The organism is Sulfitobacter sp. OXR-159 (assembly GCF_034377145.1).
Taxonomy (GTDB): Bacteria; Pseudomonadota; Alphaproteobacteria; order Rhodobacterales; family Rhodobacteraceae; genus Sulfitobacter.
Window position 1 is genome coordinate 1,052,565 of sequence record NZ_CP139707.1, and the last position, 22,136, is coordinate 1,074,700.

Below are 22,136 nucleotides of genomic sequence, written 5' to 3' on the forward strand. Positions count from 1 at the left end.
ATGGTCGCACTCTCTCGCCGTGCCTTTCTGGGGGGCGCCGCTCTTGCCAGCCTCGGCGGCGGGTCTTGGGTCTTTCGCCGGGCGCAGGTGCAGGACCGTGCGGAACAACTCCATGCCACGCCGCTGACCCCGCCGACGGGGCCGATGCAGGTCTACCATCTGGGGCATTCGCTGGTGGGCCAAGACATGCCCGCAATGCTGGCGCAGATGGCGGGGGCCGGGCACAGCTATCACAGTCAAACCGGCTGGGGCAGTTCGCTGCGCGACCACTGGGAGCCGGATGTGCCGGTGAACGGGTTTGAGCGCTCTAATGACCATGCGCAGCACCGGCCCGCCCGGGCGGCGATCGGCTCGGGCGATTATGACGCCGTGGTTTTGACCGAGATGGTCGAGATTGCCGACGCCATCCGCTACCACGACAGCCCCGACTACCTTGCCCGCTGGGCCGATCTGGCGCAGGCGGCCCGGCCCGACACGCGCGTCTATCTTTATGAGACATGGCATCACACCGACGATAGCAAGGGGTGGCTGAACCGGATCGACCGTGACCTCGATCAATATTGGCGGCAGCAGGTGATCTACCCCGCTTTGCAGCAATCGGACCGGCCCATTCATCTGATCCCCGCCGGGCAGGTCATGGCAGCCTTTACCCGCGCGATCGATGCGGCCGGAGGGGTGGGCGGCATCATCAGCCTGCAGAACCTCTTTTCGCGCGATGAGCAGGGCCGCCGCGATACGATTCACTTCAACGATCAGGGGGCCTATCTTGTGGCGCTGACCCATTACGCAACGCTCTATCACCGCGACCCGGCGGGGCTGTCGCATCAGTTGACCCGTGCGGATGGCACTCCGGCTGACACACCAAGTGCAGAGGCCGCAGCGCTGATGCAGCGGGTGGTCTGGGACGTGGTCCGTGCCCATCCCGACAGCGGTGTCGCGGCATGAGCGGTCTGGGCGGGCTGTTCTCGGTCTTGATGGTGGGCCACAGCCTTTTTGGGGCGGACGGGCCGGATATGTTGCAAGAGGCGCTGCGGGCCGGGGTGGGGCAGGGCGAGGTGCGCGCGCAGATCATCAACGGCGCGCCCCTGCGTTATAATTGGGACGAATCTGACCGGGCCGAGGGCGTGGATGCCCGCACGGTCTTGCCCGAAGGGCAGACCACCCATCTGATCCTGACCGAGGCGATCCCGCTGGCCAATCACACCCGCTGGTCGGATACCGAAGTTTATGCGCAGGCGTTCTTTGGCCTTGCTGCGGCGGCCAATCCGACGGTGAAGGTCTATCTGCAAGAGACATGGCATTCGCTGAAAAGCGGCAGCGGAGAGGCAGTGGCCTATGACGACCACGTCCATATCCCTTGGCGCGAACGGTTGCAGAATGATCTGCCCGCATGGGAGGGGATCGCGGCGGCGGTGAGCGATGGGCGCAGCTCTGACACTGCGACGATTGAGGTGATCCCCGCCGGGCAAGCGATGGCGCGGCTTTACGATGAAATCGCCGCCGAACGTGTGCCGGGGCTGAATGAGATCGACGCGCTTTTTGCCGATGACATCCACCTGAACGAGCTGGGTCACTACTTTGTCGCCATGGTGCAATATGCCACGCTGACGGGCAAAGATCCCTTGGGCCTGCCGACGGATTTCAATGACCGTTGGGGCAAGGCGTTCGACACGCCCACCCCCGACCTCGCGCGGGAGCTTCAGCGTGTGGCGTGGGATGCGGTGCGAGAGTATCAGGGTAGCGCTGTGGTGCCGGTGCCGCCTGCCACGCGCCCTGCCGCCGCAAACAATGCACAGACCGCCCCGATTTCGCCCACCGGCCCGCCCACGGTGCCTGAGCCTACGCTTGCCCGTGATGAACCTGCGTCCGCTCCTGATGAGCCAGCGCCGGCCCCAGATGAGCCCGAAGTGCCGGTCACGCCGATTGCGAACGCCCCGTTCAAGATCACACCGCCGCAGGACGCCGTCGCAGGCACCCGCGACATGGGCATCGGCCTTGCCGCCATCGCCGATTGGAGCGTGCAGGCTCCCTTCCTCGACCTGATGAAAACCGCCCGCCCGTGGCTTGGGCATCTGGCCGGGCGCTTTGGCGGGATGGAATATGCGCAACTGGTTGAGGGTGGCAACCTCGATTCCGAAGGCTGGCCGGTGAAGATGCCCCGCGCCTTGGGCAGCATCGGCACATTGATCCTGACCGACATGCCGCCGCAGGCGACCACGCTCAAGGGCCGCTATCTGCTTCGCTTTGAGGGGCAGGGCGTGATCGAGGTCACGGGCCGGGCCGAGAATGTGCGCTATGGCAAGAACGAGGTGCGGTTCGACTATGCGCCGGGGCCGGGCAGTGTCGACATTCGCATTCAGCGCATGCACCGCAGCGATCCGCCGCGCAATATCACCGTCGTGCGCGAAGACCGCGCCGCCGATTTCGACGCTGGCGCGCGGTTCAACCCCGATTGGACGCAGCATCTGACCGGGATGAAGGTGCTGCGCTTCATGGATTGGATGGGCACCAACGACAGCCTCATCGCCGCATGGGAGGACCGCCCGCGCCCCGAGGATGTGACCTATGCCCTGCGCGGTGTCCCGGTAGAAGTCATGGTCGCCTTGGCCAATGAGTTGGGGATCGACCCGTGGTTCAACATGCCGCATCTGGCGGATGATGGCTATGTGACCGCGTTCGCGTCCTATGTCGAAGAGGCGCTGAACGAGGACCGAAAAGCCTATGTGGAATTCTCCAACGAGGTGTGGAATTGGCAATTCGCCCAGACCCAATGGGCGGATGAGATGGCGCAGGCCCGCTGGAATGAGGCCGAGAAGGGGATGCAGTTCTATGGCCTACGCGCCGCCGAAGTGGCGCGCATCTGGACGGATGTCTTTGGCGGTGAGGCTGAAACGCGGTTGCGCAATGTGATCGCGAGCCAGACCGGTTGGCTGGGGCTTGAGCGTGAGGCTTTGGAAGCCCCGCTTTACCAAGCTGAAAACGCAAGAAACCGCGCGCCCGCCACCGCCTTTGATGCCTATGCGATCACCGGCTATTTTGGTGGGGTGCTGGGGCTGGAAGACAACGCCGAATTGGTCAAGGATTGGCTGTCGGAAAGCCTGGAATTGGCCCGCGCCGAGGGGGAAGCGGAAGGGTTGAGCGGCAGTGCTCTGGACGATTATATTCAGACCCACCGCTTTGACGCGGCCACCGCCCGTGCGGCGAAAGACCTGCGCAACGGTGGCATCAGCGGGCTTGAAAACGACACGCTTGCCGACCTTATTGGCCGTGTCTGGCCTTATCATGCCGCCGTGGCGCGGGCGCATGACCTAGATCTGGTGATGTACGAAGGCGGCAGCCATGTGGTTGGCCTTGGGGCACAGGTGAATGACGAAAGTCTGACCGCCTTCTTTTACCATCTCAATTACGCGCCTCAAATGGGTGCGCTCTATACCGATCTGATGGCAGGGTGGCTGGCTGTCGGCGGGCAATTGTTCACTCATTATTCGGATGTCTATGCCCCGACGAAATGGGGGTCTTGGGGCGCGCTGCGCTATCTGGCGGATGAAAATCCACGTTGGGACGCTTTGAACGCATGGAAGTAGCAACAGGCGCGTTCCAAGGGGCGAGCGTATTGATCCCCGCCCATAATGAGGCCGACTGGCTGCCCGCCTGCCTCGACGCGCTCTGCGCCACTGACCCGGTGGCGGGGCCCGTGGAGGTGATCGTCGTGGCCAATGGCTGCACGGACGACACCGCAGAACTGGCCCGCAGAAAGGCCCCCGCGTTCGAGGCGCGAGGCTGGGCGCTGCGGGTGCTGGAACTGGCTCAAGGCAGCAAACTCGGTGCGTTGAATGCGGGCGAGGCTGCGGCGCGGGGTGCGGTCTTGGTCTATCTCGACGCCGATGTGCTGGTCTCACCGCCCCTGCTGGCGCAACTGGCCGAGGCACTGGCCGAGGACGCGCCGCGCTATGCCAGCGGGATGCCGCAGGTGACGACATCAGGCGATTGGGTGACGCGCCATTACACGCGGTTTTGGCAGACCACCGGCTTCATGACCCATGGTGTGCCGGGGTTTGGTGTCTTTGCCATGAACCGCACCGGGCGGGGGCGTTGGGGGGATTGGCCGGACATCATCTCGGACGACACTTTCGCGCGGCTGAATTTCCGCCCCGAGGAACGCATCGCGGTGCCTGCCCCCTATGCTTGGCCCATGATCGAAGGCTTTGCGCCGCTGGTGCGGGTGCGGCGGCGGCAAGACATTGGCGTGGCCGAGGTCGAGCAGCTTTTCCCCGACCTGATGCGCAATGATGACGCGCATGACCAGATGCGGCCCTTTTGGCGACGCGCGCTGGCGGACCCTTTGGGGGCGCTGGTCTTTGTCGCCGTGCGGCTGACGATTTGCGCACCGGTCTTTCGCAGTGCAAACCGCTGGGTGCGGGGGCGCTAGCGGGCGGCGTCTTGCATGTGGTCCGCGAGCTTTGCCGCCTCGCGGGACACATCATGGCGCGCGAAGACCCGCGCGCGGGCGTTCCTTCCCATCTCTTCCAGCGTCGAGAGCGGCGCGTCATGCAGGGCGGTCATCGCCTCGGCCAAGGCCGCCACATCGCCTGCGGGCACCAGCCAGCCGGTCTGGCCGGGCTGCACCAGTTCCGGCGTGCCTGCGATATAGGTGGCGATCACCGGGCGGGCGGCGGCCATGGCCTCCATCACCACCATGGGCAAACCTTCGGCGAAACTGGGCATGACGAGCGCATGGGCAGCGCTGAGTTCGGAGGTAACTCGCGCCTCGTCGACCCAGCCGGTCAGGGTGATGCGATTTTGCAGGGTATGGCGGGCGATTTCCGTTTCAATCGCGCGGCGCAAAGGGCCGTCGCCAATTAGCGTCAGATGCAGATCGAGGTGGCTGTCGCGCAGCCGGGCCATGGCGTCGATCAGGGCAAGCTGGCCTTTCTGCTCCACAAAACGCCCAATGGAGACGAGGCGCCGCGGGCCATCCGGCAGGGCGGCGGGGGCAGGGAATTTAGCGGGCTCAATGCCGCAATGCACAACTTTGATGCGCGGCCAATCGGCTGGGTCAGCCCATCGGCACAGTTGACTGCGCCCGAACTGGCTGATCGCCACGGCAAACGCCGAATGATGGATTTTCGCGCTGAGTGACAGCGCGCGGGGGCTGTCGAATTCCTCAGGCCCATGGGTGGTGAAACTATAGCGCGGCCCGCCAAGCAGGTGGCAAAGCATCGCGACCATCGTGGCGTTGGTGCCGAAATGAGCGTGCAGGTGCTCTGTGCCGCTGCCGTCAAGCTGCGCCTGCAGATAGCAAGCCTCGGCCAGATAGATCAGATGGCGGGCCATCCCCGTCTCGGCCCGGCGTGCGGCGTGCCAGACTTCGCGCAGCGCTTTGCCGAACCGGCGGGGCGAACGCAGGACACTGCGCAGGCTGGCATGGGCGAGGGCGGCCCCGCCAGCGGCCAGAACATAGTGGCTGCGCGCCTCTTCGGCCTTGTCCTGCCCATCGACCAGCGGCACATCGGGGCCGCGCATGGCAAAGCGCAGCACCTCATGGCCTGCCGCCTCCAACGCTGCGATCTCGCGGCGAATGAAGGAATGCGAGGGCTGTGGGTAGGTGTTGAGGATATAGGCGATTTTCACGGGGGGCGCGGCCTTGGCTTGGGGCTGATAAACCTTGTTACCCGCCCGCTTGCCACTGGCACAAGGGCGGGCAAGCCTTTAGTCTCTCGCAAAGAATTGGCAAAGGCGCAGCAACGGGTGTTTTCACAGGTTTCCCAAGCGGTGACGGGCAATCGCCTGATGGCACGGGCGCTGCGCTCAACATCATGGATCGTCTTGGGCTATGGCGGGTCGCAGGCGATCCGGCTGGCATCGAACCTAATCCTGACGCGGCTGCTTTTCCCCGAAGCCTTTGGCCTGATGGCGCTGATACAGGTGGTGATCGTCGGGCTGACGCTGTTTTCGGACGTAGGCATCGCGCCCTCCATCGCACAGAGCAAACGCGGCGATGATCGCGACTTTCTGGACACCGCCTGGACGATTCAAGCGATCCGGGGGCTGTGCCTCTGGCTGGCGGCCTGTGCGCTGACGTGGCCAGTGACGGCGTTTTACGATGAGCCTTCGCTGCTGACCTATCTGCCCATCGCGGCGCTGAGCCTTGTGGTCGCCGGGTTCAATCCCACGCGGATCGAGACGGCGCACCGGCATCTGCAAATGGGGCGGCTGACACTGCTGGATCTGGCGTCACAGGTGATTGGCATCGTGGTGATGATCGTGGGCGCGGTGCTTTATCAATCCGTGGCGGCGCTGGTGGTCGGTGGCGTGGTGGGGGCGCTGGCAAAACTGGCGCTTACCCATGCGTTCCTGCCGGGGCCGGGGAACCGCTTTCGCTGGGAACGGCCTGCGGTGCAGGAGTTGGTGCATTTCGGGAAATGGATTTTCCTGTCGACCATGTTTTGGTTCTTTGCCAGCCAAGGGGACAAGGCGATCTTGGGCAAGTTCCTCTCACTCGAAGGCTTGGGGATCTACAATATCGGTTATTTCCTCGCCAGTTTTCCGCTGCTTTTGGGGCAGAACGTCACCGGGCGGGTGATGATCCCGATCTACCGCGAGGCCGGGGGCGGCGATCATCCCAAGCTGCGGCGGATGCGCTATGGGCTGAGCGGGGGGCTGCTGATGCTTTTGGCCGCAATGGCGCTGGCAGGGCCGTGGCTGGTCTCGGTGCTCTATGATCCGCGTTATCTGCAAAGCGGTGCAATTCTGGTGATGCTGGCGCTGGCGCTGATGCCGCAGGTGATCGGGATGACCTATGACCAAGCGGCGCTTGCGGCGGGGGATTCACGGCGGTTTTTTATCTCCTCGGCCTCGCGGGCCAGCTTGCAGATTGGGTTTCTGTTGGCGGGGGTGATCGCCGCCGGGCTGCCCGGTGCGTTGATTGGCCTAGGCGCGGCGATGGCCCTGTCGCATCTGGTGCTGATCTGGCTCGCCCGGGCGCATGGCGTCTGGGACGCGCGCCACGATCTGATCTTTGCACTGCTGGGGATCGTGCTCGGCGCACTGGCGCTTTGGCTGCATTGGGACCGGGTACTGGGGCTCAGCGCCACGGTCTGAGCGGATCAGCTCTTTTGCTTGCGTGCCATACGTGCGGCGCGGCCCTCTTTACCTGCCTTTAAGCGTTCTTGCCATACTTTGCCCAAGGTGCGGCGCTTTTCGCGGGGGCTGAGGTCGGGGATCGACACGACGGGGATGAGCCCCGTCTCGCGCGTCATTTGCCGGGAAGAGCGGATCACCGGACGGCGCAGTTCCAGCAAGAAGGCCACGATCAGGGCAAGCGCGAAGCTGCCCATGCCACCTATCGCCGCCCGCTTTTTGCGGCTGAGAGAGACGGGGTAATCCGGCAGTTCGGCCTGCTCCAGCGTGATCAGTTTCTCACCCCGTTGATCGGATTCGAGTGAGAACCCCACCTCCGCTTCGTTGCGGCGGGCGGTGATCACCTCCAACTGGTCCTGCAACTGGGTCAGGCGACGATCAAACCGGGCCAGTTCACGCTCAACCTCAGGCGAGGTTTGCAGGCTGGCGGTCAGCGTTTCGCGCTGCTCTTGCAGCAAATCGCGCTGCGTGGTGAGGCTTTCCAACGTGGCGTCCAGTTCGGCCTGTTCGCGGGCGATGGTGGCGGCGCGGGCGTCGGGGTTGACCCGGTCGCGGGCCAGCCGCGTGGCGATGATCTCGCGGTCAAGCTCAAGGAGGGCGTCGTTCAGGCTGCTGATTTCGCCGCGGCGAAACTGAAGACTGCCTTCGAGAGACAGGTCATTCTCGGCCCGGTAATCGGCCAGTTCCGCCTCAAGTTCAGAGATGTCGCGGATCAGGTTCTGTTCTTGGCGCTGAAAGAACTCCAAGGTCTCTTGGGTCTGGCTTTGGCGTTGGGCCGCCGACATCTGGCGGGTGCGGTCGGCGAATTCGCGCGCCACGGCCTGCGCATCTGCGGGGTTGTCCATCTCGGCGGTGAAGGTCATGACAGAGATGGTGCCGTCATCGCCAAAGCCCTCGCGCGGGGCAGCGACCCCGGTGATGGTAACCGAACGGCGCAGCAGATCGACCTTTTCCGACATCCGCAGCGCGGTAAGATCGTCATAGAGATCAAAGCGTTGGATGATGTCCACTAGGGTGCCGCGGGCCATCAGTTGCTGTTCGATCAACTGCAGACGACGCGCCGATGACCCCTCTACGGTGGAAGGGGCCAGATCATTGGCGATCTTGGGCTGCTCGATCTGGATGACTTCGGAGGATTGGTAGACATGCGGCGTCGACAACGCCCAGTAGACCGAGGCGATGCAGCCCAGAAGCGTGATCAGAATGATAACGCCCGCCCGACGGCGGAGCATGTCGATGATGTCATCGAATGTATAGATCGGTCCCATGTGCCTCTTTCCAACCTGCCTAAAGCCCCCGACCGTTGCCCGGCGGAGTTTCCCTGCCTAGACCAGAAGACTTGGGCGATAATAGGGCGCTAGAGGGGGCAGCGACAGGGGGTGTCAGGCATATTTCGGCAGGCTGGACGCGCGCGCACGGTTCAGCACGATGCCCAAGAGCGGCACCTGACCTTCGAGCATGCGTTCGCATTCGCGCAGATGACGCGCCATGGTTTGCGTCCCGTCCGAGATCAGCAACACACCGTCAAGTTGCGGCAGGAACGCCGACAGATCGTCATGCTCCAACATCGGCGGCATATCGTAGAGAACGATTTCTGGCTGCAGTGAGGCGCGCAGGCGCAGCAGTGTTTCGGCGGTGGCGCTGTCTTGGAGGATTTCGGCGGCGTTCACCTCGGGCTGGTCATTTAGGCCGAGGGCCAGCGTGTCACTGACCCGCAGCATCCCTTTGCCAAGATCGGCCTGCCCGCTGAGCAGGTCGCTCATCGCACCGGGGGCTTGCATGTCAAAAGCGCGGGCCAGACCGGGGCTGCGCATGTTCATGTCCATCAACACGGTGCGCGATCCCGGCACACGCGACAGGCTCAGCGCCAGATTGGTCGCCGAAAAGCTGTTGCCGCAGCCCGAGGTGGGGGCGGTGACGGCGATATTGACCCAGCGGTGCTCTAGAGTGGTTTGACGCAGGCGCGTGCGCAGCAGGTCAAAGGCCCGCGCGGCGGCGCTGTTGCGGTGATCGTCGACCAGCGGCATGTCCCCCCCGGGGCCGGGGGTGGCGATGGGCAGGTCTTGCCAACGCGGCGCGCGGTCGTCGCCGATATAGCGCGACACGGCCGGAGCGGCGGTGGGCAGCGTCTCTTCAGACGCAAGATCGCCGTCAAACTCATCCTCGTGATCGATCACGGTGCGGCGTGGGCGGATGCTGTGCCGCATCCCCGGGCCGCCGAACTGCGCCGACACATCGCTGTTGTCCGCGCCAAGGGCGTCGGATGCGTAGAGATCTTTCATCGTCTTCCCTTTCGATTTTCTGAACATGAGGCGCTAATTTTCTCGTTGTTGCCGGGCGCGGCAAGCATCGCTCAGCACCCGGTCCGGCGCAAGACGACGCCGACGGTTTTGAACAGAATGGTCAGGTCCATCGGCAGCGACAGATTGCGGCGATAGGCGGCGTCGACCTCATTGCGGTAGGTAAAGCGGCTGTTGTTGCGCGCCGAGACCTGCCACAACCCGGTGATGCCGGGACGCAGGGCGAAATAGGCTTTTGCATCGCCGTACATCTCAAGCTGGTCGGGCATCATCGGACGTGGGCCGATCAGGCTCATGTCGCCTTTCAAGACGTTCCAAAGCTGCGGCAGCTCATCCAGCGAAGTTGCCCGCAGGAAGGCGCCAACCCGAGTGATGCGCGGATCGTCCTTCAGCTTTTGCATCTCGTCCCATTCGGCCCGCATCGCCGGGTTCGCGGCAAGGTAGCTTTCCAGCACGGCATCGGCATCGCGGACCATGGTGCGCAGTTTCAGGATAGAGAAGCGTTTGCCCCCCCGCCCAAGACGCTGCTGGGTATAGAAGGGCTGCCCGCTTTCAATCCAAAGCGCCAGCGCGCAAAGGGCGATGATCGGCAGCGCGATGGGCAGGGAGGCAAGGATCAGCAGCCGGTCGATAATCGGTTTCGCATAGCGCCCATAAAGGCCGGTAGGACGCAGACGAAAGGCCGCCACAGCGCGCGGCGCGGGCAGCGCGGCGGCACCCGCAGCAGCAGGCTGCGTGCGGCTCAACATCGGGCCGGCGAGGGCTTCCATTGAGCCATAGGTATGGCTGTGGGCGTCAAAGTACTTCATTCCAAACCCCCCAGGGTTCATTCGCATTCAAACGGACCTGTCCGGCCCACGGCGCCTTCGCCCCGCTTTGTCTCAACGGCCTAGGCGGCCTATACGTTCAGGTAGGATATGTATCATTTGTTACCACCTTTTCGCCTTATTCGATCCATTTTCTCAGAAACAGACTGTTTCGCAGGAGAGGGGCTTGGCAGAAATTAGCGAGGGAACTGTAGGGGTTAGGCAGGGGGTGCTCGGGCGTGGACCCTGCTGGCATGCCGCGAAAAGAGGGGTGCGGATGGGCGGGAAAGCGTGTATCAAGGGCTTGATATTGTTGTGGAATATCATCTATTTCATGGCTGTGCCGCGATGCGCTCCGTGTATCGGCTGCTTGCATCTCCTACACTAAGGCACTTGTGGAGGGATGAGATATCGGCACGCCTGCGGTCACCTCTCGCGGAGCTCTCACAAAAATGTCAGGGCGATAAATGGGCGACAGTTGGGCGCAGGTAGTGGATGTGTGAAAGCAAATTCGTCCTGCATGGCAGCAAGATTTCAGAGGATTCTTCGGTTGGTTGGAGGCTTGGCTTGGTGCGGACCAAGGCAAATACTGAAGACCCAAAAATTGCTGTGTTCAAACGAGAGGAAAGGACACCCTGGGTCAAGATGAGCGTGCCCCGCCACCCACCAGTACAGCAGCCCCTCATTACCACCGACGATTTGTCGCCGGTTGCGTCACACAACCCAGCCGAGGTCTATTCTCCGTTTCAGCTATTGCCGTTCACGACATGTTTTTTGCCGGAACGCTGCACGTCCTCGGCCAAGGGCGTCGGCAGGTCGAAATCGTCGAAGGTGCCTGCATAGCCTTTCCAGCCCATCCGGCCGAGCGCATCGAGTGTTTCTGCCGCGCCGGTATGTCGGGCTTCGCCATAGGCTGGCGGATCTGACGGATACTGTGCTGGTCGATGGCCTAGTAGCCTCCGCGATCTTTGCCGCTGCGTTGACCTGTTGCTGAATGCACGTGAACTGTAGACCTGCACTGTCGGCGTCAATTTTTGGCTTAGGGTTGCGCGTGGGCGCTAACGGCGTCGCCTATGGGCAAAGCAGTGTCACCGTTCTAGCTCGGCGCGGGTCAGAGAGGTTTTCGGCCCAAAACCTTGAGTGTTACCGCCCGACCAAAACGCATCACCGGGTAGACCGCCTTCGCCACTCGGTCCGAGCTTAAAACCCCTCGCCGCCGCGACAGACGCGAGAGCAGGGCGACAGCTTTCGCGCCATGGAAAACCTCACCGTCAAGATCGACGATCATCCCATCGTTGAGATCCAGACCATAACAATTGGCCCTGGTTCGATCGGTGCGCGCATTGATCAGCTCAACGGCATGGCCTTCCCGAAGTTGAAGGAGCGCGACATAGTTTGCGCAAAACGGACATTCACCATCGTAGACGATCCGCAGAGGCGTCATGGCTCTTGCATCCTTTTTGTGAACTTTTGGACGGATTGCGGGTCCAACAACGCAACGTATAGCAGCATCATCGTCGCAGAATAGGTGCTGACGGGGAGCAACAGGTAGAACGTCGAATGCATGCTTAACCCGATGAAAATGGCCGTTGCGCGATGGCGCCGGGTAAGGATCGCATAGGCGAGGAAATATTCTACGACTAAGACGGCGCAGGACATCAACGCAAGGAGCATGGGAGAGGCGAGAAGTATCTCAAGCGTGCGACCTGAATAGCTCCAAACGAAAATCTGTTCGAGCCTTTGTCCTGAAATGAAGGCTTGGTCTGATTTGTCCACCGCGGTCCAGAAATAGAGTGCCGACATTTGCAGGGCGATCAGGCGCTGCCCCCACAAGATGCCATGTTCAGGTAGAACCCGATTTCCGCTTTGGATGGCCGTCCATCGGTCAAAGGAATAAGACCGGCCGCAATCCGTAAACATGAGGAAAATACACGATATACCAAGAAGATAGACATGGTGATGATTCCAACCCGCGGTACCAAGGCCTGCTTGTCTCATCCCGTATAGAAGAAATATTGTCAGCCCAAGCAGGCCGATTGACAGTCTGGCGCGGACGCCCAGCAGGGCTGCGATTGCAAAGATAAAGAAGACCAATCCCAGCAGAAGTTCGCTGAATGTTTCCGCCGCGAAGGGTGCGACTTCGGCACCGAAGCGGACAATTGCCATGGTTGCCAGCCCAATTCGCAAAAGCGCAACTGCCCGCGTTGGACCAGTGGCGTCAGGGCCCCAAGCGACGAAGTCGCGCAACATCACCCCAGCGTTCATGGTTGCTCTCCTTCGCTGGAGGCGCAGATATTTTCGATCTTCAAGGCTTGCCAGCCCTGACGGGTTCCAACCGCCCCTTCGAAACGAACCGAACTTGTTTCAGGTGCCGTTGCGCATAGGGGCGCGGCAAAATGGGCGAAATGCTCTGTCGCGAAAATGCGATTCTCGAAAAGGTAGTGCAAAATCAACGGATATTGCTCGATATCTGCCGCTTCCAATGGGGTGTGCATTGTCTCGGCACCATCCTCATGTCGCACGACAAAGCGGCCATTGGGAATGCCCACACCCACCCCAGAGAACATGACCCACTCGCGCAGCCATGGCGAATGGGAGCCGAAGATCTGTCCAGGAGCCGGGCCTAGATAGATCAATACCGCAAACAAACCGAAAGCAATGTGGCGCGCTAACATCGAAAAATTTCCGCTCTGCGGGCGTGACACGGCTTCTGGTGTGGGTACATCGGTCATTGCTGCTGCCTCTTTCACTGCTTGCGCCAGTATCTAGTTTTCACACAACCATGTTAAGAAATCGGGACGAAAATTGGGCGAAATGCGAGCCATGGTTGGGAAACATAGAAATTGCATCGGGTTTGGGCGGTTGGGTGCTTGATAAGTGACTGAAACCCCGCAGTTCACATTGCTCAACGGCAGGGGTGATTTTACTTCCTTCGCTCCTATCTGCCCCGATCTTCGGCACCTGCAGGGAACAACTGCAATCTGCCCATTTTGAATAAAAACACCCATCAGCGAACGCAGAAAATAACGAACCGATGAGGGTGCAAGCACCTTTCTGATTGGGCCTGCATGTTCAATCCGTTAATTTCGGGGCGCACTCGATTTTCTCGGTGCTACTGCTGTGGCGGCCACTCCTCCTTTGCGTTCGTCCAAAGTGTACCGCTCTGCGCCCGCTCTACGCCGTGTTGATAAAGAGCGTTCATATAGGTCGATGAAAACCGATCCGACGGATCATAGACGATCCCAGATTTCGGATCGATTGAAGTTACCGAAAAGCGTAGCCCCCGTTCGCGTGCGTAAAGCTGGGTCGCGTTGACCTGCAGCAATGCGTTGGCTTGGCCTGTGGTCGTGAGTGCCTGTTGCGAAATGCTTAACGCAGACCTTCCTACTGTTTCAGAAGCCGGATTAAGCGTGTTGTTGATCAGGACGTAAATATGCCCGCCTTTCAGCCTGTGGTCAGGGGGCGTGAACGCGAAGTTGGGGACCGCCAGAAACTGCATGTGTACGCCTTCGTCGACATGCGTTTCCGCATAGGTTTTACCCCCGGCAGTGTATCGCAGATTTACCGGCGGAAAGAGCCCCGGCAGGGCGGCAGAGGCACGTAGGATGCTGCGAAACCGCTCGTATTACCCTGCGGCGGCGATGGCGCCCATGTCCCAGACCGAGGCCCGCGCACTATCAAGTTCCGAGGTGACAATGAGCAGGCTCTTTCCCGCTCTGTGCTTTTTGCGCGATGGCACGAAGGAACGAGGGTGGGGTGTGCTTGGTGATCAACGCAGCCAGCGGCGCGGTGTCATATAGTGCGTGGCTGAAGACCGCCTGAAATGGCCGCATCCGCATGATGTCACCTGCGTCACTTTCGGCGAAAACGCGCGTCAGAACATTATCGTAATCCGGTCCCATAAACGCAAACGGAGCGATGAGGGCACTGGTTGAAATGCCGGTCACCAAGTCGAAATTGGGCCTGTCGCCGCGCTTGGACCAGCCCACAAGCGCGCCCGCACCAAAAGCACCGTTTTCACCACCGCCGGATAGGGCCAGCACGTTCGGCCCGGCAGAGGGGTCCGGTAAGGATGACGGGGGATGCAGGTGTTTGCGCCATTCATCCGGCCCATCATCCGCAAAGAGACGAAACCGCGACAGCGGGTCATTGTCCGTTTCGACGCGCGTCGCCAAAGGCGTCTGAACGGGGCCTGTGCAGGCTGAAAGGGCGGTGGCCCCAAGGCCCATGAGAAACGAACGGCGGCCCACAATGCCCTTGTTTGGTTTCGTGCAAATCATCTTAATTCCCTCAGGGGCACCGAGCGATTGGCCGTGCTCGGTAAGCTGTGATTGAGCCCGATGGTTTTCGTGGTCGGGCGCCGTGATGCCCCAGCCCAGACCCCCCATGCGCGCGAGACCGCGATGCCTCCACGCGGTAGAAACAGTCAAACAGCTTGTCCACATCGTCTTCGGGCGCGGCTGGCGGCGTGTCCTCTACAGTCAGCTGCGCGAAACCCTCGCCGTCTTGCAGATTAACGCGTATCTGGCCGGGCCCATCGGTATATCGAAAAGCGTTCTCAAGCAGGTTATCCATGACTTGGCCAATCTGCCCTCGGTCGCAGGGAACCCACATCTGCATCGGCAGATTAAGCTCCAACTCTATCCCTTTAGCGCTGAGCTTTGAACGCATCGTTTCAGCCGCCTGCTTCACAAGGGACGGGAGGTCTTCTTGTTCAATTGACGATGTCAGCTCGGCTTCGCGGCCATAGGACAGTGTTTTGAGGTCCTGTACGAGACGCGACAGTCGCATGAGCGCTGCATGCATTTCGGTCAGCGTTTTGTCGTCGGGCTGGCGGATCCCGTCCTGTAGCGCCTCAATCTGGGCGCGTAGCACCGCAAGCGGCGTCTGCAGTTCGTGGCTGGTGTTGGAAATCCATTCACGCTCGGCCTTGGCGGTTTGTTCAAGTGTAGCCGCCAAGGTGTTGTAGGGGCCGATCAACTGCCCCAATTCGTCACTTCGGTCCTGTTTGATCCGGGCCGTGTAATTGCCCGCAGCCATCGTTTTCGCTCCGGCCTCCAACCGCCGAATGGGCTCAAGCAACTGGCGCGCGATGATAAACGCAGCCGCAGCCGAGAGGGCGATGGCGATCAGCGCTGCAAGAGCAAGAGACGCATACTGCCCGCGCAGAAAGAATGTGTCGCTCGCATCTCGCTGCTCCATCGGCGCGTTTAATCCGATATAGCCAAGAAGGTTTGCGCCCGCGCAGGTGTTGTTCGCGCATACGGGGCGCCGCTCAAATAGCGCCGACCGTTCAATATGGCCCGCGATCTGAATGCCATCGCGGTCAAGCAGCACGATACGTTTCTCCAGCCTCATATTGTCATCGCCTAATGTAAACGGCGGTGGGTTGTCTGGCCTTGGTGGGGGTGGGGCTTCAGGTGGAAATTTTGGGGACCGGCTTGGGCGAGGCATGTGCATGTACAAAAGCAGCCCACAGTTGCGGGTCTTCATCAAACTCGGCCCAGCCGTTCTGCCCACGCTCAGTCAAGGACGTTGCGAGCTCGTCGAACCGTGCCAGTTCGCCCCTGACCAGGTAGCGTGCGAAACCCTCGCGCATCCACAGGGCGACCATTGGCAAGGCGCTAATCCCCAGCCACGCCCAGCGGCGGCCAGAAGCTTCGCATCGCCGAGCCCAAGCCCTTCTTGCCCTCTCAGTCTGAAAAACAAACTGCCGAGCGCCCAGAAGGTCACATAGCCGACAATCGCCCCCCAGATCTCGCCCACCGGTAATGTGCCGCCAGCATAGGCATTTAGCGAAAGCCCCAGAACGATAAGCGGCAAGGTATACCGGTCCGGCAGGCGCTTCTCGCGCAGGTCGATCCGTACCAGCAGACCCAGCAACACGGCCAGAATGGCCGTGCTCGCAATGAATAGGGCAGGCGACATATCCGCGTTCGAAGGCGTTCCGTTGTGGGTTACGTTGTGATTCAGCCGTGCAGAGGGTCTCTAGCCGGTTGCTCTTTATGGAGAAGTTGGATAAGTGGCAGCCCGTAGGGGAATCGAACCCCTCTTTCCAGGTTGAAAACCTGGCGTCCTAACCGATAGACGAACGGGCCACTCTTTGTCAGGTCAGTGCAGCGTTTCGTGTGTTGCTGCTCTGTCTGTGAGCGGACGTTTAAGTAATCCGGCGGGGGGCTGCAAGCAGAAAAATGAACTTTTTCTAGAAAAAGTTTTCAGGCCCGTGCGGCGTCCTCCAAACGCAGTTGAACTGTGCGCCGACCGCGGAAATTATTGATGTCGAGACGCCCGGCAAGGTGGAAGCGCGCGCCGCCGTGGTTTTCAAGCGCGGGGCCAAGGGGGCCGTCGTAGGCGCCGAACGCAATCGCTTCGAGGTTCGCGCCCAGACCGTCGCCAAAGCTAACCTTGAGGTGGTTCTCGCCTACGCGTTTGGCAAAGCGGATTTGCATATCGGCGAAGGCATAGCGCGGGGCAGGGGCGCCTGCGCCGAAGGGGCCGGCCTGGTCGACCATTTCGGCGAGTTCCACCGTGGCCGCGCCGGGCATCATCATGCCGCAGAGGTTCAGATCAGCTGGTCCGGCCAGATGTGCGCCTTGTTTGGTGAGCAATTCGCCAAGCCGTTCCATCGCCGCGTCGATCTTGTCTTCTGCCACCGTCAGGCCCGCTGCCATCTTGTGACCGCCGCCCTTGATCAGCAGCCCTTCGGCAGCAAGGCGCTGGATCGGCGCGCCAAGGTCGATGCCACTGATCGAGCGGCCAGAGCCTTTGCCAATGCCGTCTTCGACGCCGATGACGATGGAGGGGCGGTTGGCGGCTTCTTTCAGGCGCGAGGCGACGATGCCCACCACGCCGGGGTGCCAGCCGGGGCCAGCGGCCCATGCCAGCGGCCCGTCAAAGCCGCGCTCTTCGGCCTGTGCCATGGCGCTGGCGCGCACGGCGGCTTCGACCTCGCGGCGGTCGGTGTTGAGCTGGTCCAGTCGCTCGGCCAATGCGGCGGCCTCATGCGGGTCGGCGGTGGCCAAAAGCCGTGCGCCAAGGTCGGCTTGGCCAATGCGCCCGCCTGCGTTAATGCGGGGGCCAAGCAGAAAGCCGAGGTGATAGGCCGTGGGGGCCGTGTCCATCCGCGCCACATCGGCAAGGGCGGCCAGACCGGGGCGGGCGCGGCGGGCCATGACTTTGAGACCCTGACGCACAAAGGCGCGGTTGACGCCGATCAGCGGGGCCACATCGGCCACGGTGGCCAGCCCCACGAGGTCTAGCATCCCCATGAGGTCCGGCCCCTTCTGGCCCGCTTCACGCAGCTGGCGGCCTGCTTCGACGAGCATCAGAAACACCACCGCAGCGGCGCAGAGATGCGCCAGCGTGCCGTCCTCGTCCTGTCTGTTGGGGTTCACCACAGCGAGCGCATCCGGCAGCGTCTCTCCGCCCAAGTGGTGATCGAGCACGATGACATCCGCGCCCTTGGCAGCGGCGATGGGGCCATGAGACAGCGTACCGCAGTCGACGCAGATGATCAGGTCATGGTCGGCGGCCAGTGCCGACATGGCCTCGTCATTGGGGCCATAGCCTTCGTCGATACGGTCAGGGATATAGAGCGTCGCGCGGTGGCCCATGTCGCGCAGCCAGACGAGCAACAACGCAGCGGAAGACCCGCCATCCACGTCGTAGTCAGCGAAAATCGCGATGCGTTCACGTTTTTCGAGGGCCGAAAGGAACCGCGTCGCCGCTGCCTCCATATCGCGCAAGGAGCGCGGGTCGGGCAGCAGGTCGCGCAGGGCGGGGGCCAGAAAGCCCGCCGCCTCGGTGTCGAGCACGCCGCGGCGGGCCAGCACTTGGCACACCGGGTCGGGCAGGCCCGCGCGCTGAACCAGCAGTTCCGCCGCGCGGGTCAGTTCCAGGTCAGGGCCGATCCAGCGCCGCCCGGTCAAAGATGTTTCGACACCGAGAAAGCTCATGCGGACCTCATTTGGCCGTTATGGAAGGGGGTGGGGTAAGGGCCGATCTGGCCCTCACTCTGCCGGGGTGCGGTAGTTGATGCGACGGACCGAACCGGTGCGCGAGCGCATGATCAGCGTCTCGGTGGTCAGCCAGCCCGGCTCACGTTTCACGCCCGGAAGGATGTTGCCGCCGGTGACGCCCGTGGCGGCAAAGATCACGTCTTGGGTGACCATCTCGTCGCGCGAATAGATGCGGTCAAATTCAGTGATCCCGGCCTTGGCAGCGCGGCCTTTTTCGTCGTCGTTGCGGAACAGCAGGCGGCCATACATCTGCCCGCCCATGCATTTCAGTGCGGCAGCGGCCAGCACGCCTTCGGGTGCGCCACCTTGGCCCATATACATGTCGATGCCGGTCTCGGGGTCGGCGCAGTGCATCACACCTGCCACATCGCCGTCGGTGATGAGGCGGATGGCAGCACCGGTGGCGCGAACCTCGGCGATCATATCCGCATGGCGGGGACGTTCGAGGATGCAAACGGTGATGTCGGAAGCTGCACAGCCTTTGGCGCGGGCCAGCGCTTCGACGCGCTCACCGGGGGTCATGTCGAGGGTGACGACATCGGTCTCGAAACCCGGACCGATGGCGAGTTTGTCCATATAGGTGTCGGGCGCGTGCAGCATGGAGCCGCGCGGCCCCATTGCGATCACGGTCAGCGCGTTGGGCATGTCTTTGGCGGTCAGCGTGGTGCCTTCAAGCGGGTCAAGCGCGATGTCCACGCCGGGGCCATTGCCGGTGCCGACCTCTTCGCCGATATAAAGCATGGGGGCTTCGTCACGCTCGCCTTCGCCGATGACCACGACGCCCGCGATATCGAGCATGTTGAGCTGTTCGCGCATGGCGTTGACGGCGGCTTGGTCGGCGGCCTTCTCGTCACCCTTGCCGATTAGCTTGGCCGAGGCCAGCGCGGCGGCTTCGGAAACACGGGCGAGGCCCAGTGAGAGCATGCGGTCTTGGAATTCGGCAGAAGCGGTCATGAGGTGTCCTTGGGTGCAATGTGTTTTCTGTCCTGTACCCTCGCGCGGGCCTCGGGGCAAGTTTTGGGTTGGGCGCAGGTAGCACTTGGCCGGGAAGCAAGCCGCAGGCGCCGGGCCGTCACGCGAAAGGCGTGCCGTATTATAAGGGCGCACCTTTGGCGCGACCGGGTGGGCGATTTGATGAGGTTGGGTGCACCCTCGCGGAGCGCACATCACGGCTGCGCCATAAAGTGGCATGTCGCTGCCTTCAGTTTGCCGATCCGCTGGCAAACGCCGGAGCTTGGCTCCAAATGCCACCTAAGCCCGGAATCAAGCCGCAGGCGCCGGGCCATCGCCTGCCCGCCCAGACGGGTAGGCGATTTGGTGGGGCTGGGTGCTACTTTGCGAAGGTACATCTTGGCTGCACCATAAAGTGGCAATATTCGCGGTCAGATCGCCGACCCGCGGGCAGGCGATGGCCCTCAACGCAAACCTTCAGACCTCTTCGATCCGCAACGCGACCGGCTCACCCGCCAGCACGCCGGTCTTGTCCATATTCGCCAGCGCCTCAACCAGCGCATTGCGGCTGGTCTTATGCGTCACAATCAGAACCGGGGCAGAAGTGTCGGAATGTTCATACTGGCGCATCCGGTAGATGCTCACGCCCGCTTCGCCCAGCACGGTGGCGATTTTCGCCAGTGCACCGGGTTTGTCGACGAGCGCCATGCGCAGATAATAGGGGGCAGGGCGCTGGCTGCTGGCGGGGGTGGTTTGCTCTAACGTCTCGGCGGGCTGGCCAAAGACCGGCCCGCGCAACCCGCGCGCAATATCGCAGATATCGGCCATCACGGCGCTGGCCGTCGGCCCTTCACCTGCCCCGGCACCGCGCAGCACGATCTGGCCCACGGCATCGCCTTCGATCACCACCATGTTGGTGCCGCCATCAAGCTGCCCCAAAGGCGAGGTCTGCGGCACGAGGCAGGGCATCATCCGCTGCTCCAGCCCGCGGCCGGTTTTCTGGGTGACGCCCAGCAGTTTGATCTTGTAGCCCATGTCGGCGGCGGCGCGGATGTCTTCGATGGCGACCCGCTCGATCCCCTCAAGCTGGATGCCATCAAAGTCGATTTTGGTGCCGAATGCGATGGAAGACAGGATCGCCAGCTTATGCGCCGCGTCGATGCCGCCGACATCCAATTGCGGATCGGCTTCGAGATAGCCCAGCCCATCGGCTTCGGCGAAAATCTCTTGATAGGTTTTGCCCGAATCCTCCATCCGGGTGAGGATGTAATTGCACGAGCCGTTCATCACCCCCATGATGCGGGTGATCTCATTGCCAGCAAGCCCTTCCATCAGCGTCTTGATGACCGGGATGCCGCCCGCCACGGCGGCCTCATAGCGCAGCGCCACGCCTGCGCCTTCGGCCTGTTCGGCCAGCGCTTGGCCGTGTATCGCCAGCATGGCTTTGTTCGCCGTGACCACATGCTTGCCCGCTGCCAGGGCGGCTTCGGTCGCGGCCTTGGCAGGGCCGTCCGCGCCGCCCATCAGTTCGACGAAAACATCGACATCATCGCGGGTCGCCAGTTTGACGGGATCGTCTTCCCAGTCATAAGACGCAAGCGACAGCCCGCGATCCTTGTTGCGGGTGCGGGCAGAGACCGCAGAAACCGTCATCGCGCAGCCGGTGCGGGCCTCTAACAGGGCGGCTTGCTGGCGCAGAATGCGCAGCACGCCCACACCCACAGTTCCCAATCCAGCAATCCCGAGGCGAAGCGGTTTAGACATGGTGGTGGTCCTTTTGGTCTGATCTGAGAGGCCCGGCAGGCTTGGCCGGGCATTGCCGCGATGTAGCTGGTTCAGCGCCTGCGTGCAACGCGCCAAACGCGCTTCAGAGTGCTGGTGTCTGCGCCAGACGTTCACGTTCGTCAGAGGTGATCCGCTGTTGGCGCAAACGTTCGGCCCGTGCGCGCAGCCGTGCCACCCGTGCGGCGGTGGTGGTATCAGTGCTATTGCTGGATACCCGTCCGGCGCGTGCCTCTAGTTGTGCTGCACGTCCGCTAAGCTCTGCTTCGGTCTGCACTGGGTCAATCCGCCCGGCCGTGGCTTGGGCCAAAAGGGGGGCGATCGGCACAATGTCGGGGTAGGGCGCGGCTTCGAGTTCGGGGGTGATCGTGCGATCAAGTTCGGGGAATTGCGCGCAACCCGCGAATAGCGTCACGCCTAGAAGCAAGGCGGCAATCGAAAAAGGACGGGGCGTGCGCATGAGGGTCATGCCTCGTTCTGCCCCAGCCGTGATCCTCGCGCAAGCGGGGTTTGCTTTTGAACGCTTGTTCATTAAATTGCCGCCATGGCAAGAACCACAGGCTCACACTCCGATATCACTGGCCCGCGCGTGCGCGCAGCTGCACTGCGGCTTTTTGCACGGGGCGGCTATGCCGCCGTGTCGATGCGCGCGATTGCTGCTGAGGTCGGCGTTCAGGCCGGGGCGCTTTATAACTACACGCCCGATAAACAAAGCCTTCTGTTCGACCTGATGCGGGCACATATGACCGACCTGCTGGCCGAAACGCCCAACAATGCAGACCGCTCTGCACTGCAGCAGTTGCAGGACTTCGTGGCCTTCCACATCCGCTTTCACGCGGATCGGCCTGATGAGGTTTTCATCGCTTATATGGAACTGCGCAATCTGACGGAGGAGAATTTCGCCGTGATCGAGCGTCTGCGCCGCGACTATGAGGACCGGTTGGAAGCGATCCTCCGCGCCGGAGTTGCCAGCGGCGATTTCTCCGTCGCCGACACCAAGATCGTGACGCTGGCGATCATCGCGATGCTGACGGGCGTGAACACATGGTACCGCGCGGGCGGGCGGCTGTCGCTGGACGAGGTTGTCGCGCAATATTGGGATATGGTGCGCAAGGCCGTGACCGCCTGAGCGGCCACGG

The 22,136-nt window shown here is 62.2% G+C and carries 20 protein-coding genes and 1 tRNA gene; 5 read left to right on the forward strand and 16 right to left on the reverse strand.

Features of this window, described 5'->3' with window-relative positions; translation table 11 throughout:
- The 3 genes from T8A63_RS05210 to T8A63_RS05220 are packed head-to-tail and all read left to right on the forward strand — an operon-like array spanning position 1 to position 4,429.
- A complete protein-coding gene (locus T8A63_RS05210) occupies positions 1–945 on the forward strand; it encodes a hypothetical protein (RefSeq protein ID WP_322345180.1) in 945 nt (314 codons plus the stop codon).
- The gene (locus tag T8A63_RS05215) at positions 942–3,584 is read left to right on the forward strand and encodes a hypothetical protein (RefSeq protein ID WP_322345181.1); all 2,643 of its coding nucleotides are present in this window, start codon (positions 942–944) and stop codon (positions 3,582–3,584) included. Before T8A63_RS05210 ends, T8A63_RS05215 begins: the two co-directional genes overlap by 4 nt.
- Positions 3,575–4,429 carry a glycosyltransferase family 2 protein gene (locus T8A63_RS05220; RefSeq protein WP_322345182.1) on the forward strand — a complete coding sequence of 285 codons (855 nt, stop codon included), beginning with the start codon at positions 3,575–3,577 and terminating at the stop codon, positions 4,427–4,429. Before T8A63_RS05215 ends, T8A63_RS05220 begins: the two co-directional genes overlap by 10 nt.
- Here T8A63_RS05220 and T8A63_RS05225 read toward each other — a convergent pair.
- On the reverse strand, positions 4,426–5,631 hold the full coding sequence (locus tag T8A63_RS05225; RefSeq protein ID WP_322345183.1) for a glycosyltransferase: 1,206 nt from the start codon (positions 5,629–5,631) through the stop codon (positions 4,426–4,428). The two genes, T8A63_RS05220 and T8A63_RS05225, sit on opposite strands and share 4 nt — an antisense overlap.
- A gap of 159 nt (positions 5,632–5,790) precedes the next feature.
- On the opposite strand from T8A63_RS05225, the gene T8A63_RS05230 reads away from it, so the two are divergent.
- Positions 5,791–7,101 carry an oligosaccharide flippase family protein gene (locus T8A63_RS05230; RefSeq protein WP_322345670.1) on the forward strand — a complete coding sequence of 437 codons (1,311 nt, stop codon included), beginning with the start codon at positions 5,791–5,793 and terminating at the stop codon, positions 7,099–7,101.
- Between the two features lie 5 nt (positions 7,102–7,106).
- Here the strand turns inward: T8A63_RS05230 and T8A63_RS05235 are convergent, their stop codons facing one another.
- The 15 genes from T8A63_RS05235 to T8A63_RS05305 all read right to left on the reverse strand — a co-directional run bounded on the left by T8A63_RS05235 (position 7,107) and on the right by T8A63_RS05305 (position 21,466).
- Positions 7,107–8,408 carry a GumC family protein gene (locus tag T8A63_RS05235; protein ID WP_067936407.1) on the reverse strand — a complete coding sequence of 434 codons (1,302 nt, stop codon included), beginning with the start codon at positions 8,406–8,408 and terminating at the stop codon, positions 7,107–7,109.
- A 114-nt stretch (positions 8,409–8,522) separates the two neighbouring features.
- Positions 8,523–9,422, reverse strand: coding sequence for a CpsD/CapB family tyrosine-protein kinase (locus tag T8A63_RS05240; RefSeq protein WP_322345184.1), 900 nt, complete (start codon positions 9,420–9,422; stop codon positions 8,523–8,525).
- A 71-nt stretch (positions 9,423–9,493) separates the two neighbouring features.
- Positions 9,494–10,210, reverse strand: coding sequence for a sugar transferase (locus T8A63_RS05245; protein ID WP_416153242.1), 717 nt, complete (start codon positions 10,208–10,210; stop codon positions 9,494–9,496).
- A gap of 1,147 nt (positions 10,211–11,357) precedes the next feature.
- On the reverse strand, positions 11,358–11,690 hold the full coding sequence (locus tag T8A63_RS05250; RefSeq protein ID WP_322345186.1) for a DCC1-like thiol-disulfide oxidoreductase family protein: 333 nt from the start codon (positions 11,688–11,690) through the stop codon (positions 11,358–11,360).
- Positions 11,687–12,511, reverse strand: a complete 825-nt coding sequence (locus tag T8A63_RS05255) for an HTTM domain-containing protein (RefSeq protein WP_067622440.1) — start codon at positions 12,509–12,511, stop codon at positions 11,687–11,689. The genes T8A63_RS05250 and T8A63_RS05255 overlap by 4 nt, the downstream gene beginning before the upstream one ends.
- Positions 12,508–12,978 carry a hypothetical protein gene (locus T8A63_RS05260; RefSeq protein WP_067622443.1) on the reverse strand — a complete coding sequence of 157 codons (471 nt, stop codon included), beginning with the start codon at positions 12,976–12,978 and terminating at the stop codon, positions 12,508–12,510. The genes T8A63_RS05255 and T8A63_RS05260 overlap by 4 nt, the downstream gene beginning before the upstream one ends.
- Positions 12,979–13,358: 380 nt before the next feature.
- A complete protein-coding gene (locus T8A63_RS05265) occupies positions 13,359–13,745 on the reverse strand; it encodes a hypothetical protein (protein WP_322345187.1) in 387 nt (128 codons plus the stop codon).
- Positions 13,746–13,923: 178 nt separating this feature from the next.
- Positions 13,924–14,526, reverse strand: a complete 603-nt coding sequence (locus T8A63_RS05270; protein ID WP_322345188.1) for a patatin-like phospholipase family protein — start codon at positions 14,524–14,526, stop codon at positions 13,924–13,926.
- A 10-nt stretch (positions 14,527–14,536) separates the two neighbouring features.
- Complete coding sequence (locus T8A63_RS05275) at positions 14,537–15,604, reverse strand: ATP-binding protein (protein ID WP_322345189.1); 1,068 nt, start codon at positions 15,602–15,604, stop codon at positions 14,537–14,539.
- A 168-nt stretch (positions 15,605–15,772) separates the two neighbouring features.
- Complete coding sequence (locus tag T8A63_RS05280) at positions 15,773–16,174, reverse strand: prepilin peptidase (RefSeq protein ID WP_300052315.1); 402 nt, start codon at positions 16,172–16,174, stop codon at positions 15,773–15,775.
- Between the two features lie 95 nt (positions 16,175–16,269).
- Positions 16,270–16,344, reverse strand: a tRNA-Glu gene (locus T8A63_RS05285).
- 117 nt (positions 16,345–16,461) lie between these two features.
- The gene (gene recJ / locus T8A63_RS05290; RefSeq protein ID WP_322345190.1) at positions 16,462–18,201 is read right to left on the reverse strand and encodes a single-stranded-DNA-specific exonuclease RecJ; all 1,740 of its coding nucleotides are present in this window, start codon (positions 18,199–18,201) and stop codon (positions 16,462–16,464) included.
- 54 nt (positions 18,202–18,255) lie between these two features.
- A complete protein-coding gene (glpX, locus tag T8A63_RS05295) occupies positions 18,256–19,218 on the reverse strand; it encodes a class II fructose-bisphosphatase (protein ID WP_067624535.1) in 963 nt (320 codons plus the stop codon).
- A 474-nt stretch (positions 19,219–19,692) separates the two neighbouring features.
- Positions 19,693–20,979, reverse strand: a complete 1,287-nt coding sequence (locus T8A63_RS05300) for a homoserine dehydrogenase (protein ID WP_322345191.1) — start codon at positions 20,977–20,979, stop codon at positions 19,693–19,695.
- A gap of 103 nt (positions 20,980–21,082) precedes the next feature.
- Positions 21,083–21,466, reverse strand: a complete 384-nt coding sequence (locus T8A63_RS05305; protein WP_067624540.1) for a hypothetical protein — start codon at positions 21,464–21,466, stop codon at positions 21,083–21,085.
- A gap of 75 nt (positions 21,467–21,541) precedes the next feature.
- On the opposite strand from T8A63_RS05305, the gene T8A63_RS05310 reads away from it, so the two are divergent.
- Entirely contained in the window at positions 21,542–22,126 is a 585-nt protein-coding gene (locus tag T8A63_RS05310) for a TetR/AcrR family transcriptional regulator (RefSeq protein ID WP_067624529.1), read from the forward strand.
- The last annotated feature ends 10 nt before the right edge of the window (positions 22,127–22,136 follow it).

Excerpts from the sequence above, each read along its gene's own strand:
- T8A63_RS05215 (WP_322345181.1), top strand. The coding sequence starts at position 942 with ATGAGCGGTCTGGGCGGGCTGTTCTCGGTCTTGATGGTGGGCCACAGC.
- T8A63_RS05250 (WP_322345186.1), bottom strand. The coding sequence starts at position 11,690 with ATGACGCCTCTGCGGATCGTCTACGATGGTGAATGTCCGTTTTGCGCA.
- T8A63_RS05305 (WP_067624540.1), bottom strand. The coding sequence starts at position 21,466 with ATGACCCTCATGCGCACGCCCCGTCCTTTTTCGATTGCCGCCTTGCTT.
- T8A63_RS05280 (WP_300052315.1), bottom strand. The coding sequence starts at position 16,174 with ATGTCGCCTGCCCTATTCATTGCGAGCACGGCCATTCTGGCCGTGTTG.
- recJ (WP_322345190.1), bottom strand. The coding sequence starts at position 18,201 with ATGAGCTTTCTCGGTGTCGAAACATCTTTGACCGGGCGGCGCTGGATC.
- T8A63_RS05270 (WP_322345188.1), bottom strand. The coding sequence starts at position 14,526 with ATGATTTGCACGAAACCAAACAAGGGCATTGTGGGCCGCCGTTCGTTT.
- T8A63_RS05260 (WP_067622443.1), bottom strand. The coding sequence starts at position 12,978 with ATGACCGATGTACCCACACCAGAAGCCGTGTCACGCCCGCAGAGCGGA.
- T8A63_RS05310 (WP_067624529.1), top strand. The coding sequence starts at position 21,542 with ATGGCAAGAACCACAGGCTCACACTCCGATATCACTGGCCCGCGCGTG.
- T8A63_RS05230 (WP_322345670.1), top strand. The coding sequence starts at position 5,791 with ATGGCACGGGCGCTGCGCTCAACATCATGGATCGTCTTGGGCTATGGC.
- T8A63_RS05265 (WP_322345187.1), bottom strand. The coding sequence starts at position 13,745 with ATGCAGTTTCTGGCGGTCCCCAACTTCGCGTTCACGCCCCCTGACCAC.
- T8A63_RS05220 (WP_322345182.1), top strand. The coding sequence starts at position 3,575 with ATGGAAGTAGCAACAGGCGCGTTCCAAGGGGCGAGCGTATTGATCCCC.
- T8A63_RS05240 (WP_322345184.1), bottom strand. The coding sequence starts at position 9,422 with ATGAAAGATCTCTACGCATCCGACGCCCTTGGCGCGGACAACAGCGAT.
- T8A63_RS05210 (WP_322345180.1), top strand. The coding sequence starts at position 1 with ATGGTCGCACTCTCTCGCCGTGCCTTTCTGGGGGGCGCCGCTCTTGCC.
- T8A63_RS05255 (WP_067622440.1), bottom strand. The coding sequence starts at position 12,511 with ATGAACGCTGGGGTGATGTTGCGCGACTTCGTCGCTTGGGGCCCTGAC.
- glpX (WP_067624535.1), bottom strand. The coding sequence starts at position 19,218 with ATGACCGCTTCTGCCGAATTCCAAGACCGCATGCTCTCACTGGGCCTC.
- T8A63_RS05275 (WP_322345189.1), bottom strand. The coding sequence starts at position 15,604 with ATGAGGCTGGAGAAACGTATCGTGCTGCTTGACCGCGATGGCATTCAG.
- T8A63_RS05235 (WP_067936407.1), bottom strand. The coding sequence starts at position 8,408 with ATGGGACCGATCTATACATTCGATGACATCATCGACATGCTCCGCCGT.
- T8A63_RS05300 (WP_322345191.1), bottom strand. The coding sequence starts at position 20,979 with ATGTCTAAACCGCTTCGCCTCGGGATTGCTGGATTGGGAACTGTGGGT.
- T8A63_RS05245 (WP_416153242.1), bottom strand. The coding sequence starts at position 10,210 with ATGGAAGCCCTCGCCGGCCCGATGTTGAGCCGCACGCAGCCTGCTGCT.